At 53.7% G+C, this 17,534-nt stretch carries 15 protein-coding genes, 4 pseudogenes and 2 riboswitches; of the genes and pseudogenes, 11 read left to right on the forward strand and 8 right to left on the reverse strand.

All coding sequences use genetic code 11. The annotated features are described in order from the left end of the window. Positions 1 to 128: 128 nt before the first annotated feature. Together PQV96_RS19985 and PQV96_RS19990 are read left to right on the forward strand one after the other, a co-directional pair. A pseudogene (locus tag PQV96_RS19985) lies at positions 129 to 1,205 on the forward strand (transposase); the annotation flags it as partial. 762 nt (positions 1,206 to 1,967) lie between these two features. Beyond that, positions 1,968 to 2,486 (forward strand): YkgB family protein, encoded by a 519-nt coding sequence (locus PQV96_RS19990; RefSeq protein ID WP_003464991.1) that lies wholly within the window; start codon positions 1,968 to 1,970, stop codon positions 2,484 to 2,486. Positions 2,487 to 2,515: 29 nt separating this feature from the next. Here PQV96_RS19990 and PQV96_RS19995 read toward each other — a convergent pair whose 3' ends face one another. Beyond that, positions 2,516 to 3,361: an AraC family transcriptional regulator gene (locus PQV96_RS19995; RefSeq protein ID WP_003464995.1), complete on the reverse strand. Its 846-nt coding sequence runs from the start codon at positions 3,359 to 3,361 to the stop codon at positions 2,516 to 2,518. 187 nt (positions 3,362 to 3,548) lie between these two features. Between PQV96_RS19995 and PQV96_RS20000 the strand changes: the two genes are divergently transcribed. After that, complete coding sequence (locus PQV96_RS20000; RefSeq protein ID WP_043009032.1) at positions 3,549 to 4,496, forward strand: IS5 family transposase; 948 nt, start codon at positions 3,549 to 3,551, stop codon at positions 4,494 to 4,496. Between the two features lie 61 nt (positions 4,497 to 4,557). Here PQV96_RS20000 and PQV96_RS20005 read toward each other — a convergent pair. Both PQV96_RS20005 and PQV96_RS20010 read right to left on the reverse strand, forming a co-directional pair. Further along, a pseudogene (locus PQV96_RS20005) lies at positions 4,558 to 5,493 on the reverse strand (IS5-like element ISAte1 family transposase); the annotation flags it as partial. 87 nt (positions 5,494 to 5,580) lie between these two features. Continuing rightward, complete coding sequence (locus PQV96_RS20010; RefSeq protein WP_084601294.1) at positions 5,581 to 6,345, reverse strand: helix-turn-helix domain-containing protein; 765 nt, start codon at positions 6,343 to 6,345, stop codon at positions 5,581 to 5,583. Positions 6,346 to 6,438: 93 nt separating this feature from the next. Here PQV96_RS20010 and PQV96_RS20015 point away from each other — a divergent pair, with 93 nt between their 5' ends. From PQV96_RS20015 to PQV96_RS20035, 5 genes are read left to right on the forward strand one after another with little or no spacing between them, the layout of a single operon-like run. Continuing rightward, complete coding sequence (locus PQV96_RS20015; protein ID WP_044398520.1) at positions 6,439 to 7,314, forward strand: AEC family transporter; 876 nt, start codon at positions 6,439 to 6,441, stop codon at positions 7,312 to 7,314. A gap of 32 nt (positions 7,315 to 7,346) precedes the next feature. Further along, positions 7,347 to 8,042, forward strand: coding sequence for a glutathione S-transferase family protein (locus tag PQV96_RS20020; RefSeq protein ID WP_043387357.1), 696 nt, complete (start codon positions 7,347 to 7,349; stop codon positions 8,040 to 8,042). A gap of 3 nt (positions 8,043 to 8,045) precedes the next feature. Further along, positions 8,046 to 8,744, forward strand: a complete 699-nt coding sequence (locus tag PQV96_RS20025; protein ID WP_044398515.1) for a glutathione S-transferase N-terminal domain-containing protein — start codon at positions 8,046 to 8,048, stop codon at positions 8,742 to 8,744. Between the two features lie 20 nt (positions 8,745 to 8,764). Further along, the gene (locus PQV96_RS20030; protein ID WP_044398513.1) at positions 8,765 to 9,466 is read left to right on the forward strand and encodes a haloacid dehalogenase type II; all 702 of its coding nucleotides are present in this window, start codon (positions 8,765 to 8,767) and stop codon (positions 9,464 to 9,466) included. An 8-nt stretch (positions 9,467 to 9,474) separates the two neighbouring features. Next, complete coding sequence (locus tag PQV96_RS20035; protein ID WP_081770863.1) at positions 9,475 to 9,966, forward strand: DM13 domain-containing protein; 492 nt, start codon at positions 9,475 to 9,477, stop codon at positions 9,964 to 9,966. 533 nt (positions 9,967 to 10,499) lie between these two features. Here the strand turns inward: PQV96_RS20035 and PQV96_RS20040 are convergent. The 3 genes and pseudogenes from PQV96_RS20040 to PQV96_RS20050 form a co-directional block, all read right to left on the reverse strand. Then, positions 10,500 to 10,643, reverse strand: a pseudogene (locus tag PQV96_RS20040) (class II aldolase/adducin family protein); the annotation flags it as partial. Between the two features lie 108 nt (positions 10,644 to 10,751). Beyond that, positions 10,752 to 11,006, reverse strand: a complete 255-nt coding sequence (locus PQV96_RS20045; RefSeq protein WP_052521058.1) for a hypothetical protein — start codon at positions 11,004 to 11,006, stop codon at positions 10,752 to 10,754. A gap of 199 nt (positions 11,007 to 11,205) precedes the next feature. Beyond that, positions 11,206 to 11,745 carry a carboxymuconolactone decarboxylase family protein gene (locus tag PQV96_RS20050; protein ID WP_044398511.1) on the reverse strand — a complete coding sequence of 180 codons (540 nt, stop codon included), beginning with the start codon at positions 11,743 to 11,745 and terminating at the stop codon, positions 11,206 to 11,208. Positions 11,746 to 11,852: 107 nt separating this feature from the next. On the opposite strand from PQV96_RS20050, the gene PQV96_RS20055 reads away from it, so the two are divergent. The 3 genes and pseudogenes from PQV96_RS20055 (at position 11,853) to PQV96_RS20065 (ending at position 15,148) form a co-directional block, all read left to right on the forward strand. Beyond that, the gene (locus tag PQV96_RS20055; protein WP_044398509.1) at positions 11,853 to 12,683 is read left to right on the forward strand and encodes an AraC family transcriptional regulator; all 831 of its coding nucleotides are present in this window, start codon (positions 11,853 to 11,855) and stop codon (positions 12,681 to 12,683) included. A 2-nt stretch (positions 12,684 to 12,685) separates the two neighbouring features. After that, a pseudogene (locus PQV96_RS20060) lies at positions 12,686 to 13,599 on the forward strand (amidohydrolase); the annotation flags it as partial. Between the two features lie 10 nt (positions 13,600 to 13,609). Then, a riboswitch (glycine riboswitch) is annotated at positions 13,610 to 13,699 on the forward strand. Beyond that, a riboswitch (glycine riboswitch) is annotated at positions 13,700 to 13,812 on the forward strand. 61 nt (positions 13,813 to 13,873) lie between these two features. Beyond that, entirely contained in the window at positions 13,874 to 15,148 is a 1,275-nt protein-coding gene (locus PQV96_RS20065) for a D-amino acid dehydrogenase (RefSeq protein ID WP_044398507.1), read from the forward strand. Between the two features lie 117 nt (positions 15,149 to 15,265). Here the strand turns inward: PQV96_RS20065 and PQV96_RS20070 are convergent, their stop codons facing one another. Both PQV96_RS20070 and PQV96_RS20075 read right to left on the reverse strand, forming a co-directional pair. After that, positions 15,266 to 15,904, reverse strand: a complete 639-nt coding sequence (locus tag PQV96_RS20070) for a trimeric intracellular cation channel family protein (protein ID WP_092701314.1) — start codon at positions 15,902 to 15,904, stop codon at positions 15,266 to 15,268. A 363-nt stretch (positions 15,905 to 16,267) separates the two neighbouring features. Next, a complete protein-coding gene (locus PQV96_RS20075; RefSeq protein ID WP_046462844.1) occupies positions 16,268 to 17,230 on the reverse strand; it encodes an IS5 family transposase in 963 nt (320 codons plus the stop codon). Positions 17,231 to 17,534: the final 304 nt, after the last annotated feature.

Genomic DNA, 17,534 nt, shown 5'->3' on the forward strand with positions numbered 1-17,534 from the left:
TCAAAAGTGGGAGGCCACCATACCCGTTTACAAAGCGAACAGGAAAGTCAATGAAATCAACGGTCTACCCAGACCACCCCCGCGCCAGTGCTAGCTTTGCGTACCGTCACTTATTGCACTGAAAACGAGGAGACCCCCATATGGACAAGGCAGGCCTGCACATCGGTGCCATCGCCTTCATTCACCGATTCGGCTCCAGCCTCAATGAACACGTCCACTTCCACGTTTGTGTGGTGGACGGGGTGTTTGAGGAAGTGGCAGGCGAGGGCAGCGCTGATGCCGCAATGCAAGTCTCTGCGTCAGGTGTCGTATTCCACCCTGCCACCGGCATCGATGCGACACCCGTGGCACAAGTGCAGACCACACTGCAAAAACGTATCCTGCGCGCCTTTGTGGGCCGCGGGCAGCTGGAGAACTTCGAGGCAAAAGAGATGCTGGGGTACAAACACAGCGGTTTCTCGGTGGATGCCGGGGTGTGCATTGAATCCCACGACCGTCCAGGCCTTGAGCGGCTCTTGCGCTATTGCGCCCGCCCACCCTTTGCGATGGACAGGCTGCGCAAAGAGGGAAGCAAACTGGTGTACCGCTGCGGCAAGCAGCGCAGCGAACCCACCAGCGACAAGCGCGGTGCCAAGGTTGATGAGCTGCACCTCACACCGCTGGAGCTGATCGACCGCATTGCCGCGCTGGTTCCCCCGCCACGCACCCACCGGCACCGCTATTTTGGCGTGTTGGCACCCAACTCGCCGCTCAGGGCTGCGGTGACGGCGCTGGCGACACCGGCGCAAGCCGCTCCCGTGCTGGGCGCGTCGATCAGCACGGGGGAGTGCGCGCCTGGTGTGGTACCGATGAGCAGCGCGCTGCCATCCCAGAGCGAGCCGGTGCTGCCCAAGCGTGCAGCGCACTACCTGTGGGCGGTGCTGATCGCCCGCATCTACGAGGTGTTCCCCCTCTTGTGTCCGCTGTGTGGCGGGCATATGCGCATCATCGCGTTCATTACGCACAGCGCTGACATCCGGCACATCCTGGACCACATCGGGGCAGATTCAGAGCCACCCCGCATCTCCCCGGCGCGCGGGCCACCGCTGTGGGATGACTGTAGTGATGCGCAGATGGATGACGGGGCGCAAACCGAGCCAGCAGACTGGGACCTAGCGGCGCAACCGGCACCGGACTTTGAGGTCGATCAGCGCATCAGTTGGTGAATGAACAAAGCGGCGATTTTGACTTGCCGCGAACTGGCTCTGCGCCCGGTACACGCCGAGCGCCGCAAATCACTCTCCTGAACGCCAAACCCTGGTGGTGAACCTGACACCTGGGCGGGAAAATCGAGTGTCTCAGCCGGCTTGATGGCGCTTCCGCGGTGCGATACTTGGCCTCATGCGGTTAAAACGCCTATCCGTTGCCCAATAGGTAGCTAACTTATTAATTTAACAAAAGTGACGTGTGTCGTTCTGCAGGGCATGCTGTTCCCCAACCCTGGAAAACCTATCCTCTTTAACACGTCAAAGTCGATTGATAGGCTTGCTGCAACAGCTATCTGCCCGGTTGAAGTCGAAGATCGATGTATCTGTAGGGTTTGGAAATAAATGCGGGCGCCCACCGCACTCACGGCTCAGTTACCATTCTTTGTGCATCGCGGCCGCGCGGCTAGTTGGTAGCTGTTCTAAGCCTAGTCAGTGCCGCCCTTCGCCCCAAGCCCCATAGTCAGATTTGAGAAATGACAGTAGGCGATGCCGCAACGCGCTTCATCGACCTATGTAAAACGACTCCTTTATCGAAATAGTGCACTCATCGCTCTCCACGGCGATCCCTTCATCGCGAATTGCACCGCCCAAGACGATCTGCACTGAAATCAATACTTTCTGATGCCTCTTGATTAGAGATGCCAGCCATAATCATCTCATCGCCAACGCATACGGCGTTCGGCAGCCAACACACTCTCACTCACTACTGGAAGCTCAGACATGAAAACCATAGGCATTGAAAACTCGAAGTCCAGCGTACAGGCCCACTTAACGCTTGGAACCAAAACTATGGGGCTAGGTATCTATGGCGCGTACTTGGCTCTCGCTATTATTTACTTCTGGTTCGGCGGCATGAAATTTACCCACTACGAGGCCGAGGGCCTGGTTCCACTGGTGAGCAACAGCCCGCTTTTGGGATGGGTGTATAGCATTTTTTCGGTCGACATGTTCTCCAGCCTGCTCGGCATACTAGAGATTTCGATCGGCACTCTGATCGCAGGCCGCATGCTGTCACCCAAACTATCCGTGGTAGGAGGCGCTCTGTCTGCAGGCCTGTTCTTCACAACCCTTAGCTTTATGTTTTCCACTCCGGGCGTCATTGAGCCTAGTTTAGGGTTTCCGGCGATTTCCGTTGCGCCAGGTCAGTTTCTGCTTAAAGACTTAGGGTTGCTTGCTGTTTCGATATTTGTGGCAGGCCATTCGCTGGTTGAACTGGAAAAACGTAAAATTAATGCATAATTTTTTCAATGGCTTAAGGCAGTAATGCCTTAGGCCTTTTTGCCGTCATTTTCCCCCGCCAGATCTTTCAACCAGTCACGAGGGCTCAACCCCGTCTTGCGTCTAAATGCGCGAGACAGCGCCGAAGGACTTTCGTAGCCGACTTGAGCTGCAATCAGCGTAATCGAGCGCCCTTCTCGCATCAGCTTCTGAGCCAGGCTAACTCGCCAACTCAACAAATAATCAGCAGGCGTCTGTCCGATGACACTCTTGAAATGCACGGCATACGCAGCGCGTGACATATTTGACTCACTGGCCAGCTCTGCTATTGACCAGGCATGTTCCGGGGAGTTGTGCATCTGTAAAAGCGATCGGGCAAGCCGCATGTCGGCCAGTCCAGCCATCATTCCGGTGCGCAACTGGTGATGATCGAGCAGGTAACGGAGCAACAGAATGATTAGGAGCTCAAATAAGCGCTCAAGCGCGGCTTCCCTTCCACAATGCACATTTGCCGCCTCGGCGAACATCCACTCCAACGTGTCTGCCAGCATGGGCAGATCATCGAGTGCGAGCACCAAACAGTCCGGTAATGAAGCCGACAAAGGATTATCAATTCCGCCCTCAAACTCCATGGAAGCACACAACAACTTTGCGCCATCGGACTCACCCGCAAACAATTGATGCTTGGCGGGGCGTGGCATAAAAATCAAGCTAGGGCGAGTGAGCTGCAAATCCTTGCGATCGGGACCAAGCAACGTCACGCTGCCGGCCTGAAGCAGATGGATATAACCTCGCCGCTCGGCGCCATCGTAAGATGCAGAGCCGCATAGGTCGCCGTCATAGAACAGATTGGCCCGCACGCCGAACCGCGAGAGCAAATTAGACAAACGATCCATTGGCCGATCCTTGACGAGTCAGAACGCACAGACCATACCATCTGCGTTGTCGTTCAGTGCCTGTAGCGAACATGCCGGCGTAAATCAGCCAACGGATAAAGTGATCACTGAGCAGCTCAGCCTCCCTTTCCAGTTCGGCTGGGCTTTGTTGCACAAAGCCAGTCCGCTGAGCTGGTAGCCTCGAGACATGAGTGAACCGAAGGGGTCCAAGGCCCGCTACAAGACCACCAACTGGGCAGAGTACAACGCCGCGCTCAAAGCCCGAGGGTCGCTGACAATCTGGCTGGACAAAGGCATGCAGTGGTACGCCCCATCCAGCGGCAAACGCGGGCGCCAGCACATCTTCTCCAACGCAGCCATCCAGTTCTGTCTGGGCATCAAGTGCCTGTTCGGTCTGGCCCTGCGTCAAAGCCTGGGCATGGTTGAAAGCCTGCTGCGTCTGGCAGGCCTGGACTGGCGGGTGCCCGACTACAGCACCGTGTGCCGACGCCAGAAGACTTTGCAGGTACAACTGCCCTACCGAGCCAGTACCACCGCACTGGAACTGCTGGTGGACAGCACCGGCATTCAGTTCCTTGGCGAAGGCGAATGGAAACGCAAGAAGCACGGTGCCGAGTACCGGCGCCAGTGGCGCAAGGTGCACCTGGGTATTGATGCCCACACGTTGGAGATCCGGGCCATCGAGGTGACCGACAACAGCGTGGGCGATGCGCCCATGCTGCTCGAGTTGCTGGAGCAGATACCACCCGATGAGCCGATTGCCAGCGTCAGTGGGGACGGTGCCTACGACACCAAGGCGTGCCATGCGGCGATTGCCCAGCGAAATGCGCAGGCGGTGATCCCCCCGCGCAAGAACGCCCAGACGTGGAAGGCGACCCTGGTGGGAGCGCATGCGCGCAACGAAGCGCTGCGAGCCTGTGACAGATTGGGGCGCAGCATCTGGAAAAAGTGGAGCGGCTATCACCGCAGAAGTCTGGTGGAGACCAAGATGCACTGCTTCAAACGCCTGGGCCAACGGGTGATGGCGCGCACGTTTGAGCGGCAGGTGGTGGAGTTGCATGTGCGTGTGGCTCTGCTCAACCGTTTCACGCAACTCGGGCGCCCGAGCACGGTGCCCGTGGGTGCCATGGCATAGCTGCGTCTGGGGCTGGGGTAATCTCGTCTGCCTTCCGACTTGTGCAACAAAGCCCCACAGCAGGCACAGGCACCGTTGCCGGGCGCCCAAGTTGTGTGAAGCGGTTGAGCAAAGCCACCCGCACATGCAGTTCTGTGACCTGGCGCTCAAACGTTCGCGCCATCACCCGCTCGCCCAAGCGCTTGAAGCAATGCATCTTGGTTTCCACCAGGCTTCTTCGGTGATAACCGCTCCACTTCTTCCAGATACGGCGCCCCAGCCTTTGGCAAGCTCGCAGGGCTTCGTTGCGCCCGCCCGCTCCCTCCAGCGTTTGTCTCCAAGGCCTTGCATTCTTGCGCGGGGGAATCACCGCCTGCGCACCTCTTTGCGCTATCGCCGCGTGGCACCCCTTTGTGTCGTAGGCTCCATCCCCACCGACACTTGCCACCGGCTCATCGAGCGGTATCTGGGCCAACAGTTCGGGCAGCATGGGAGCATCGCCCACGCTGTTGTCTGTGACTTCAATGGCCCGAATCTCCAGCGTGTGGGCATCAATGCCCAGGTGCACCTTGCGCCATTGCCGCCGATATTCGGCTCCGTGCTTCTTGCGTTTCCATTCCCCTTCACCCAGGAACTTGATGCCCGTACTGTCCACCAGCAAATCCAGCGCTGTGGCGCTGCGCTGGTAAGGAAGCTGCACCTGCAGCGTCCTCTGACGGCGACTGATGGTGCTGAAATCGGGAACCCGCCAATTCAGCCCCGCCAGACGCAGCAGGCTCTGAATCAGTCCCAGGCTCTGGCGCAGTGCCAAGCCAAACAGGCACTTGATGCTCAGGCAAAACTGGATGGCCGCATCCGTGAACGTCTGCTGGCGACCCCGTTTGCCACTGGCAGGTGCGTACCACTGCATGTCTTTGTCCAGCCAGATCGTCAGCGCCCCTCTGACCTTGAGTGCGGCGTTGTACGCAGCCCAGTTGGTGGTCTTGTAGCGGGTCTTAGGCCCTTGGGGTTCATTCATGCGCCGAGGTTACCAGTGCAATGGGGCTGGTTTGTGCAACAAAGCCCTTGTGGCTTATGCTGTTTGGGGGTAACGCCAATTTGTCATCTAAGCAACGCGACCCAGCGCCCTAGATAATGTTGATGGGCTGGAATAACCAGTTCGCGTTGCAATTTGCTTCAACCCGATACCGGTGTCAACCAATTGCCGCGCAATAGCTAACCTCAAGTTTTCTAAATACTTTCCTGGTGATACCTGCATCACTTCCTTGAAGTAATTGGCAAATGATGTTCGCGACATTCCAGCCAAGTTAGCCAAACTTTCCAAGGTCCAAGGATGGGCTGGCTTGGAATGCATCGCTACCAAACTTTTAGCAATCCGCGGATCTGACAAAGCCTGAAACAACCCTGTGGATTGTTGTGGTCGAGAAGTCAGGTGTCGCATCAAGCTAACCAACAAAATATCGCCTGCCCGATTCATGAAGAAGGGTTGTCCACAACGACTGGCCTGCATTTCGTTTGCAATCAGCATCATGACTTGCACCAACGATGGATCAGCATCCTTCATGACGATTGAGATTGGCTTAGATTGCTCCGCTAAGAAGCTAGGCCCCATTGGCCCATCAAAGACAACATCAAAGCTCATGCAGCACTGCTGATCTGCTTGCAGAAGATTCTCAAAATAGCTCGCCGCAGGGCAAACCAACAATGACAAGGCGTCCTGCTGAATACCCGAGAAACTGTCGGTTGGATGATCAGATGTCCCCGTCTTGATGATGTGCAGCGAAAACCCGTCTGGCTTAGTTGCCAAGGTTACTTTCGGACTAAGTCCCTCAAGCAAGGCGGTGAGTCGATCTAAGCGCGGAGCGTCCATTTGTACGAATTGCAAATTTATATGTACGAATTGTTGCACCAAGTGCAGGATACTGCAATCTGTTCTAGTTTTTCACGTAACAAGTGAGGGCACATGTTTTCAAAAATCGCATCCATCACGCTGCCAATTTTTACCCTTGTGCTGGTTGGTTTTCTCTACAGCCGACGCGTCAAACCGGACCTAGGGGGAGCCAACAAACTGGTGGTGGACATCGCACTGCCTATTTTGATTTTTATCTCGTTGTCCGCTAAATCATTCGATCCCATTTCTGCCATGTCTTTCACTGGGGCATCGATCGTGTTGATTCTTCTGACTGGCCTGATCGCTTGGCCATTCGCAAAATTCTCAGGCGCATCAGTGCAAGCATTTTTGCCGTGTGCCATGTTCACTAATGTTGGTCCAATTGGCATTCCCTTGATTGCACTTGCCTATGGACCCGAGGGCATGGCTCCCGCGGTCGTTTTGTTGGTGATTTCTAATATCCTGCATTTCACGCTTGGTGCTGGCGTGATGAGCGGCAAAGTTGACTGGCGGATGGTTTATGCCAACCCACTTGTTTGGTCAACCGTATTGGGTGTTGCTAGTTCTCAATTGCAGATAACACTTCCGGAGTGGGTTCAAACATCCTGCACCATGATTGGCAGTGTACTGGTCCCGATGATGTTGATGTCACTCGGAGCAAGACTTGCCAGCAGTCAAGTGGCGGACGCATGGGTAGGTGTTCGCTCAGGCGTGCTTATTTTGATCATCAGGCTTGCTGCTGTACTTTTGGCCCTTTGGTTCATTCCATTGGAAGGACTAGAGCGTGGGGCATTGATCCTTTTTGCATGCTTGCCATCGGCAGTCTTCAATTTCATGCTTGCAGACAAATTTCAGGTGGAGCCTAACAAGGTGGCTTCCACAGTCATCGTTGGACATTTACTGAGTCTGGCTTTTCTGCCACTCGGGATTTGGCTGGCATTCATTTAAGTTTTTCATTCATAAGCAAAAAGGAGTTCATCTTGATCAAGTTTTATTTCCATCCTTCGCCCAACCCTTTAAAGATTGCCCTGTACCTTGAAGAGACAGGAGAGCCCTATGAGCTCATTCCTGTCGACACACGTAAAGGCGAACAGCACTCAGATAGCTTTAAGGTCATCAACCCGAACGCGAAGACGCCAGCCATGCTTGACGACGACATTCGAGTTTTTGATAGCAATGCGATGTTGCTTTATTTGGGCGAAAAGATTGGCAAGTTTGTGCCTGTAGGGACGCCAAAGAACAAAGCTGAGATGTATTCATGGCTGATGTTTGTAGCCACAGGTATTGGCCCTTACTGTGGTCAGGCTGTCCACTTCAAGCACTTCGCTCCAGAGCCCAAAGAATACGCAGTGAACCGCTATGACTTTGAAGCATGGCGTCATTGGAACCTCATCAACGACCACTTGGCACATCAGCCGTACATGATGGGCAATGATTACTCAATAGTGGACATGTCGGTATGGGGCTGGGCTCGCGTCGTCCCCTTTGTATTGGGTGCTGATGCTTGGGAAAAACTGCCGCACGTTAAACGCTTGCTTGATGAAATCAACGCACGTCCTGCGGCGCAACGAGCAGAAGCCTTGAAGACCAAGTTTGCTTTCAAAACCGAAATGGATGAAGACGCACGCAAAAAGCTGTTCCCATCTAACGAGCGCCTGAAAGCCTCTGGAGTGTGAGGCATGGTTGATTTTTATTACTGGACCACACCTAACGGCCACAAGGTCACGATGTTCTTGGAAGAGTCAGGTCTTGACTACAACATCAAACCAATCAATATCAGCAAAGGCGAACAATTCGTTCCTGATTTTTTGAAAATTGCGCCCAACAATCGCATACCGGCCATCGTAGATCACACACCTGTTGGTGGAAGCGAACCCATTGCCATTTTTGAATCGGGTGCCATTCTTTTGTACTTGGCAGACAAGACGAAACAATTTATCCCTCAGGACTTACGTGGAAGAAATGAATGCCTGCAATGGCTTTTCTGGCAAATGGGTGGTCTAGGCCCAATGGCTGGTCAGAACCATCACTTTGTCCAGTACGCACCAGAGCAACTGCCGTATGCCATTGATCGTTATGTCAAAGAAACATCACGCTTGTATGGCGTGCTGAATAAGCATCTATCAGATGGTCGCGAATACATTTGCGGTGAGTACTCTATTGCCGACATGGCCTCCTATCCATGGGTTGTCCCACACGAACGCCAACGACAAGACATGAGCCAGTTCCCCTACCTATCTTCATGGTTTGAACGGATTGGAAGTCGTCCGGCAACACAAAAGGCCTATGACATCGCAAAGTCGATCAATACCGCGCCTACTGTGGACCAGAACGCCAAATCCATTTTGTTTGGTCAAGATGCAAAGACAGTAGTTTGATTCCCAACTAGGAAATTTTCATGACTATAAAAGCAGTTGTTTTTGATGCTTACGGCACATTGTTTGATGTTTACTCCATCCAAGTATTAGCTGAAGAGCTCTACCCAAGCCATGGGGCTGACATTGCGGTGAAGTGGCGCGACAAGCAAATTGAGTACACAAGGTTGATTACGCAGTCTGATCCGCACAACGCATCTGGCAGTCAATACTTCCGTCCATTTTGGGAGCTGACACGCCTGTCATTGGAGTACACCCTAGACAGACTGAAACTAAATCGTGAATCGGATCAGGTAGAAAAACTGATGCAGCAATACGCTCACCTGACCCCGTTTACTGAAAATTTGGCAGTCCTTCAGAAAATCAAAGCTAGTGGTGTTACGACTGCCATCCTCTCTAATGGCAGCGTGGACATGCTGGCATCAGCTGTCAAGAGCGCGGGCATGGAAGATGTCTTAGATCAAGTCATATCAGTAGATTCAATACGCCTTTTCAAGACATCGCCCGAAAGCTATGGACTTGTGCAACAGACGATTCCCGTAAACAAAGATGAAATTCTGTTCGTATCAAGCAATGCATGGGATGCACTAGGTGCTACTTGGTTTGGCTTTACAACGCACTGGGTCAATCGACAAGGTTTGCCGTTTGAGGCTTTGACACCTCGCCCGCATTATTCCGGGCCAGATCTCAAGTCAGTCCTTCACTCGTTGGAGCTAGCGGAGTAATCATTGCTATGAAATTTCATCTACTTTTAAGTTTCATACTTCTTTGCACAGTGCCAAATGCAAATGCACAGCTGCTAGATGCAATTCGTGGTCATGCTCAAGACCTAAGAGTGCGATTTGACGATCACCAAAAAATCGAAGGCGAACTCATCAAACGAGGACAGATTGACAAAACAGCAAAGGGGCAGGATTTAATCCACAACTCCTCTGGCGAGTGGTCTGTCATAAAGGTAGGAAATCAATTATTTTTGCAATCAAGCGAGAACTTTAGATCCAGCCCAGGCCCTGACTACCATGTCTACATCAGTAGCAAATCTGCCATCAAGGACAACGATGAATTTAGCGTTCAACAAATTGAAGTTAGCCGGCTTAAAAAGCCTAATGGTGCCGCTTTCTATCTCCTGCCAACGCAAAACCCAGAAGACGTAACGAGTGTGCTAATTTGGTGCAAGCAGTTCAAAGAATACATCGGTTCGGCAGATTTACGGCAAGCAAAGTAAGTTGATCAGACAAGAAATTAATGAGCAGCATATGAAGTGCGAGCAATCGCACAGTCAATTCCACGGTTTTCACTTCGTATGCTTCTCATTTCGTTGAGTTCGACTCCCGAAATTGAACTCGATCAATGCACCCTACTTTCGTCTCACTACTGCACCAAACCTTGATTTCCCTTGGCTCCTAGTTTGATTGCCTTTTGATTGGCTCATCATTTGCCGAGTAAAATGCTATAGGACACATCAAAAGTGCTTTAAACCTCAGAAAAGTTACATTATGTAACTTTTGGCTTATTACACGGTTTATTACACGTTTATCGTTTTTGCCTATAAATTATTGATTTATATGGATTTTTGACGAGCCTGGCTTTCTGTTAATCAGAGGTTCTCTGGTTAAAACTTAGCTCATTATTTAGACCAATTTTTCTCAGTCATTGCACGTTTTATTACACGGTCGATGACCAAAAGCAAGCTGCATAAATCGATCTGTACAAAGTGCTACTCACTCCAACTCATACTATAGAAATTGTCTACCGTTATGGGGTAACGCCACTGATGTGGGTGAACACCAGATCGCTCCAGCCATACAGCGCCACCAGCCGGTAACACGCGGCCAAGCCCAGCCGCAGCTGCCATTCATCGGGGTGAACGCTATCTTTTAAGGAAGGAATCTCAAACGCCATGGCTGTGCTCCGCAGGTCAGCAAAAGGGATTCAGCTTAGCGGCAAGCGGGGCGGGGGGATGACTTGTTGGTGACTGGGCGTAAAGGGCTGCCAACGATGAGGCCGCACTCACCCCGGCCGCGTCAATTCCTCCAGCCGCATCAGCCAAGCCCGGGCGTGCACCCCGCCATCGGCCACATCCCCACACATCTCCACCGACGCTTGCAGTTGCCCACACATCGCGGGCCGTTCGGGTTGCCCAAAAACTTTGCAGCGCATTTGTTCGTCAAGTTGCACGCAGGGCACGCCCGCTGGTTTGCCTTGGGGCATGGTGGGGATGAGCGAGGAGATGGATGACTCGCGCAGCTGGAATAAGGCGCGCACAACTTGATGCCCAGGGCCTTGCAGCCAGGGCTGGAAGACGCGTTCGCAGGAGACGTAGAAGTTGTTGCCGTCAATGAGGGCGAGCTTGGCCGCAGGAGTGAAGGCCATCTGTGTGCCAACAGGAGCAACACGGCCACCTGCGCCAACGACCACCAGGAGGTGGCCGTTGGCGTTCCCCGCTTGTCAGCGAGGCTGGGCTTTACAGGGCGACTGGCACGGCTGGGAAGTCGACGTCGGTGTCGGCAATGTGGTTGGTGTAGTTGGTCAACACGTTGAGGGCCACGTTGGCGGTGACTTCGATGACCAGGCCATGGTCCACACCCGCTGCTGCGGCATCGGCCAGATCGCTGTCGGCCAACACGCCACGCTGACGGACGATTTTGATGGCCAGCTCAACCAAGGCCTTGTCTTGTTCGCCTTCGGCGGTGCCGCTTCGGGCTGCGCGGATGGCTGCTTCCGACAAACCAGCACCTTTACCGATCAGGGTGTGTGCAGACAAGCAGTACTGGCAAGCGTTGGTTTGGCCCACGGCCAATGCGATCAACTCGCGCTGGGCGGCGCTCAAGCGGCCTTTGCTCAGTGCGTCGGAGAAAGCCAGGTAGCCGTTCAGGGCGGCTGGAGCCTGGGCGAAGGTGGCAAACAGGTTGGGTACCATGCCGAGCTTGGCCTTGACGCCGTTGAGGGTGGCTTGGGTGGTGGCGTCGGCTTGGGCAAGTGATACAGGTGCGATACGTGTCATGGTGAAACTCTCGTTTTGAATGGCTGTGCGACATGCACCAGTGAATTGTGCGATACGTATAATCACTGAAAGTACAAGAAAGCATACCCAAAGTATCAAGCGCCGCCATGGACCGACTTTCACCTTTGTTTGCCCGCTCGGTGCCCAGCGCACGCGTGTTCTATTCGGGCAACCTGTGCCAGATCTCCGCCTTTGAGGCCGAAGCTCATGTGGGCCATGTGCATTTGATGCGCAGGGGCACCATGAGCGTGATCGACCGGCATGGGCGCGCCAGCAGGGTTGAAGAGCCCAGTTTGTTGTTTTTCCCGCAGAGTTCTGCCCACCGGCTGGTGCCCGATAGCGCCGACGGTGTTGACCTGGTGTGTGCGTCTGTCGATCTGGGCGACGAGGCCCGAGGCGCGCTGATCTCTGCCATGCCCGAGGTGCTGGTGATTCCGCTGAACCAGTCGTCCAGTCTTTCACCCGCGTTGGACCTGTTGTTCCAGGAAGCCTTTGACGAAAAGTGTGGTCGGCAAGCTGCGCTGGACCTGTTGATGGAATACCTGCTCATCTTGTTGCTGCGCCACCTGCTTGACATTTCATCGGTCACCACCGGCATCCTGGCGGCGCTGGGCGACCCACGTTTGTCCAAAGCGGTCACGTCCATGCACGACCGGCCCGGCCATGCATGGACGCTGGAATCGTTGGCCGAAACCGCAGGCATGTCGCGCGCACGCTTTGCCAATCACTTTCGAGAGGTGTCGGGCCTGACCGCGCTCGACTACCTCACGGCCTGGCGCATCACAGTAGTCAAGGGTTTGCTCAAACGAGGCAAGCCGCTCAAGTCCATTGCGCCCATGGTGGGTTACGCCAGCGCTGTAGCGCTTACCCGCGCTTTCACCCACCGCGTCGGCATGCCGCCACTTGCCTGGCTGCAAACGCACACCGATCAGGACTGAGGCTGCCCCATGCCAGTTGCCATGCGGGTTTGATGCATGCCTGCGGCCACGACGGACACACCGCAATGCTGCTGGCTGCGGCCGAACATATTGCAAAGTCCACCACGTTTGATGGCACGCTGAATTTGATCTTTCAGCCCGCTGAAGAAAGCTTGGGGGGGCGCGCAAGATGATTGAAGACGGCCTGTTTGACCGCTTCCCCTGCGACGCAATCTTTGCCATGCACAACCTGCCGGGCTTTCGGCCAGGTCAGTTGTTATTGCGCGAAGGCGCAACCATGGCGTCCAGCGAAAACATTCTGGTGCACATTGAAGGTAAAGGCGGCCATGGTGCCATGCCGCACCAGAGTGCTGACCCGGTCGTTGCGGGTTCGGCAATTGTCATGGCGCTACAAACCATCGTTTCACGCAACGTACCCCCACTGCACATGGCCGTGATCACGGTCGGCTCTTTTCAGTCGGGTGTGGTCAACAACGTCATCCCCCAAAACGCCACGTTAAAGCTTAGCGTACGGGCGCTGGATCGGGATGTGCGAGAGTTGTTGCGCAATCGCATTGTGGAGCTCGTTGAGTTACAGGCGAAAAGTTTTGGCGTGACCGCAAAAGTCGAGTTTTTGCCCGGTTACCCGGTGCTGGTCAATACCCCTATTGAGACGGGAATAGCCCGCGAAGTGGCGGTGGCGTTGGTAGGCGCAGATAACGTGGTGCTCCAAACTGAACCGCTCACCGCCAGTGAAGACTTCGCCTACATGCTCGACAAAGTGCCAGGCAGCTATCTATTCATCGGGAATGGCGATGCAACTAACGGAGGTCACGGGGCCTGCATGGTGCACAACCCCAATTACGATTTTGAAGACCGCAACATACCTGTGGGTGCTGCGTTCTGGGTCGCGTTGACTGAGCGCTTTCTGGCGTAGTTTTTTTATGAAATTCAGATCGGGAGAGATCGCGTTAAATCGCGACGCCGAAGGAGCAACCACCCCGGAAACTCTCAGGCAAAAGGACCGGTTTGAATCGTTGATATCTCTGAAGAGTTGCTGGTCTTAGTCACCCGGCACACCGCAGGAGCAAGTGGTTGCATTGAACACGATGGACCACGAATCTCTCAGGTTCTAAACAGAGGGGGTGCACCAGCCATGCACAGGGCTTGTTGGTGCTCAACACTTTGACGTTTTTGAAAGCTCATTCACTATGAAAACAATCGCAGTTATTGGCGGCGGCATCACGGGCGTCACAACAGCTTATGCCTTGGCAAAACGCGGCTTTTCCGTTACCTTGTTTGAACGCCATCGCTATGCTGCGATGGAAACATCATTCGCAAACGGAGGGCAACTCTCTGCATCTAATGCAGAAGTTTGGACGCATTGGTCCACCATCCTCAAAGGGCTAAAGTGGATGCTCAAAAGTGATGCGCCGCTGCTGGTCAACCCAGCACCTACGTGGCACAAACTCTCCTGGTTTGCAGAGTTCATTGCTGCGATGCCCCATTACGAGCGCAACACGGTTGAGACAGCTCGCTTAGCAGTCGCAGCCCGCAAACACTTGTTTACTTGGGCGCAGGAAGAAGGCATTGATTTCGACCTGAAGAAGGAAGGCATCCTGCACATTTACCGTGACAAAAAAGGGTTCGACCATGCAGGCAAAGTGTCAGTCATGCTGGCCAAGGGGGGCCTACCTCGCTATGCCGTGACCCCAGCTGAAATGAAAGCCATCGAGCCGACATTGGCAGGCACCTACTACGGTGGCTACTTCACTGAGAGCGATTCCACGGGAGACATTCACAAATTCACCAATGGACTAGCAAATGCGGCATCACGACTCGGCGTGCACACGCTGTATGGTCAAGATGTGACGTCGATTCAAAGCGATGGCCAACAAGCTGTCATCACCGTGACACAACAAGACGCCACCCCAAGCCTGCATACCTTTGATAGCGTGGTGGTGTGTGCAGGAGTGGGCAGCCGTGACTTTGCAGCTCAGCTAGGCGATCGCGTGAACATCTACCCCGTCAAAGGCTACTCCATCACCGTCAACTTGAACGATGAAGAAAGTCAATTGGGTGCCCCCACCGTGAGCTTACTGGATGACGAAACCAAGTTGGTCACCAGCCGCTTAGGCCTCAACCGTTTCCGCGTTGCAGGCACTGCCGAATTCAATGGCGTGAACCGTGACATTCGCGCAGACCGCATCCGCCCATTGATTGAATGGGTGGAACAATGTTTTCCCCGCGTTAACACACGCTCTGTAGTGCCTTGGGCAGGCTTGCGCCCTATGATGCCCAACATGATGCCTCGGGTGGGTCAAGGTAGAACTCCCAATGTTTTTTACAACACCGGGCATGGGCACTTGGGTTGGACGTTATCAGCCGTGACAGCTGAGCTGGTGTCAGACACCATCGTCAAAGCTGCAGCAAAGAAATCAGGATATTCAATGAACTTGCATGCAGTTGCTGCTGGCAACATTTAGAGTTCAAAATAATAAGCAGTAGGGGTCTTGCGGCTCTCTACTGCTTTTTTTCTTAACTTAGTTGGTGATTTTCTAAAAAATTAAACAACCTCATCATTGGTTATAGTTTTTTAACATTCAAGCCCGCCAAGCCGGCAGTTGCCAGTTGCGCCACAGTGCCAGTGCGCGAAGGCACACAGTAACAAATAAGCACCCCAGTAAGGCCATCCAGTCTGGAGCATCTAATGTCCAAAGGACCACGTAAGTCCAGCCACCAGCAAAAGAACACACCGCGTAGGGGCGGTGGTCTTTGAAAGCCGTGGGAATTTCATTGCAAACCATGTCACGCAGCACACCACCAAAAACACCCGTGATCAGGCCCATTAAGACGGCGACTACTGGCGGCATGAGTGACTGCAAGGCGAGGTGAACTCCCGTCGCAGTAAATAGTCCCAAGCCCAGCGCGTCGGGCCAGAGTATTGTTCTTTCAGTTACTTCAAAATGCCGCTGTCGCATGAAGACCATAGCAAATACGCACAAGGCCAATACGCCCCAAAGCATTTCGGTATGTTGCACCCAAAAAAACGGGCGTTGATCAAGCAGCAAGTCGCGCAAGGTGCCACCTCCAAAAGCTGCCAGAAAAGCCACAACACAAATGCCCACCGCATCGAGCTTTTTACCCGCAGCTTTCATCAGTCCAGACAACGCAAATGCAGCGGTCGCTAACAACTCGACTATCAAATGTAGGGTGTCCCCCCATGATTGAAGTAAATACATTGAAAATTTATGTCACCAATTTAAAGTTTTCATAGCTAAAGCAAATTCAATCGCACTGTAAATTCCACGTTTTTAATTTTATAGGCTACTGGTCTACAACAGTTCGACTTTAAAAATTGAGCTCGAATAATTAGGGCTGTCACAGTTCGATGTCAGTGCATGGTCTCAAAAAAATTTTTTTGATTCGCGCACTAAGCAAAGCGTCTAAGGATGTCCTGAACAACTCGGATTAGTAAGTGCTACCGGTCCGTTTTTTTAGATGGCGCAATTGCAGCCGTTTTGCTCGCGTCTTCGCGCCATTTCTCACGCCATTTCTGGTCATTCGCGCCGCTTTTGCGGCCTCTGGCCTGTTTGCAGACGCACTCATCCCTGCGCCGCCAGCAGTTGGTGGCGCACCATCCACAGGTTCGATAGTGCAAACAGCGTCTTGAGCTGCAACGTGTTCTTCTTGAGCCCCCGGTAACGCACCTTGGTATAGCCAAACTGTCGTTTGATCACCCTGAAGGGGTGTTCCACCTTGGCCCGGATGCTGGCCTTGATCTTCTCCACTTGGTCTATGAGCGCATCAACGGGGTTGTTCTCTTTGTCCAGCTCTTTGCGTTTGCCTGGGCGCATCGCCACATGCCAAGTGACGTCTTTGCTGGCATCGGGGCGCTTGTGTGCGCCTTGGTAGCCCGCATCCCCAAAGACGTCTGTCTCCTGACCATGGAGCAAACTGTTGCCTTCCACCACATCAGACACGTTGCCCGAGGTGCCGATGACGGTGTGCACCAGCCCAGAGTCCGCGTCCACGCCGATATGGGCCTTCATGCCAAAGTGCCACTCGTTGCCCTTTTGGCTGGAGTGCATCTCTGGATCGCGCTTTCTGCCCTTGTTCTTGGTGGAACTCGGTGCTGCAATCAAGGTGGCATCCACGGCTGTTCCGGCCTTGAGCAGCAAGCCCTGGGCTGCCAGCAGATCATTGACGGTGGCCAGAATCTGATCGGCCAGCTTATGTTTCTCCAGCCGATGGCGAAACCTCAGGATGGTGCTCTCATCCGGTATTCGTCCATGGGCATCGAGCTGGGCAAACTCTCGGTAGATCGGGGTGTCAAAGAAGGCTTCTTCCATCGCCAGATCTGACAGGGTGAACCACTGTTGCATGCAGTGGATGCGCAGCATGGTCTCCAGTGCAAAGGGTGGGCGACCGTTCTTGCCTTCGGGGTAATACGGCGTGATGAGCTCGACCAACGCAGCCCAGGGAACCACCAGATCCATCTGGGCAAGAAGCTCCTGCTTGCGGGTCTTCTTGGTACTCAGGCTCAGATCAAGGCTGCTTTGCTTCATGGCCGTGAGATTGCCATCGCCTGCTGACTCCTACCAAACATCGGGGGAAGTTTTGCAGGATTTCCCTAACTTTTCCCCTGCTTGTTTAAAGCGCCAATTGCAAAATCTACTCCTGCGCTGGAAATTGACCTGCTTATTCAACTCCAATAAGTTGATCAACTCAATGCTGAACCGTCCAGAATCTGGACGCCCCTCCCATGTAGCTTTGAACTTCCACAGGTTTTAGTTCGCTTGCTATTCGTAACGTGTAACGTTTGGGAAGTAAGATGGCTCACAAACGTAGCAAAAGTGCACTAAACCTTGG

This window comes from Acidovorax temperans, from assembly GCF_028596105.1.
Lineage (GTDB): Bacteria > Pseudomonadota > Gammaproteobacteria > Burkholderiales > Burkholderiaceae_C > Acidovorax > Acidovorax temperans.

Coding starts and splice junctions, on each gene's coding strand:
- PQV96_RS19990 (WP_003464991.1), top strand. CDS start 1,968: ATGAAAACCATAGGCATTGAAAACTCGAAGTCCAGCGTACAGGCCCAC.
- PQV96_RS19995 (WP_003464995.1), bottom strand. CDS start 3,361: ATGGATCGTTTGTCTAATTTGCTCTCGCGGTTCGGCGTGCGGGCCAAT.
- PQV96_RS20000 (WP_043009032.1), top strand. CDS start 3,549: ATGAGTGAACCGAAGGGGTCCAAGGCCCGCTACAAGACCACCAACTGG.
- PQV96_RS20010 (WP_084601294.1), bottom strand. CDS start 6,345: ATGGACGCTCCGCGCTTAGATCGACTCACCGCCTTGCTTGAGGGACTT.
- PQV96_RS20015 (WP_044398520.1), top strand. CDS start 6,439: ATGTTTTCAAAAATCGCATCCATCACGCTGCCAATTTTTACCCTTGTG.
- PQV96_RS20025 (WP_044398515.1), top strand. CDS start 8,046: ATGGTTGATTTTTATTACTGGACCACACCTAACGGCCACAAGGTCACG.
- PQV96_RS20030 (WP_044398513.1), top strand. CDS start 8,765: ATGACTATAAAAGCAGTTGTTTTTGATGCTTACGGCACATTGTTTGAT.
- PQV96_RS20035 (WP_081770863.1), top strand. CDS start 9,475: ATGAAATTTCATCTACTTTTAAGTTTCATACTTCTTTGCACAGTGCCA.
- PQV96_RS20050 (WP_044398511.1), bottom strand. CDS start 11,745: ATGACACGTATCGCACCTGTATCACTTGCCCAAGCCGACGCCACCACC.
- PQV96_RS20055 (WP_044398509.1), top strand. CDS start 11,853: ATGGACCGACTTTCACCTTTGTTTGCCCGCTCGGTGCCCAGCGCACGC.
- PQV96_RS20065 (WP_044398507.1), top strand. CDS start 13,874: ATGAAAACAATCGCAGTTATTGGCGGCGGCATCACGGGCGTCACAACA.
- PQV96_RS20070 (WP_092701314.1), bottom strand. CDS start 15,904: ATGTATTTACTTCAATCATGGGGGGACACCCTACATTTGATAGTCGAG.
- PQV96_RS20075 (WP_046462844.1), bottom strand. CDS start 17,230: ATGAAGCAAAGCAGCCTTGATCTGAGCCTGAGTACCAAGAAGACCCGC.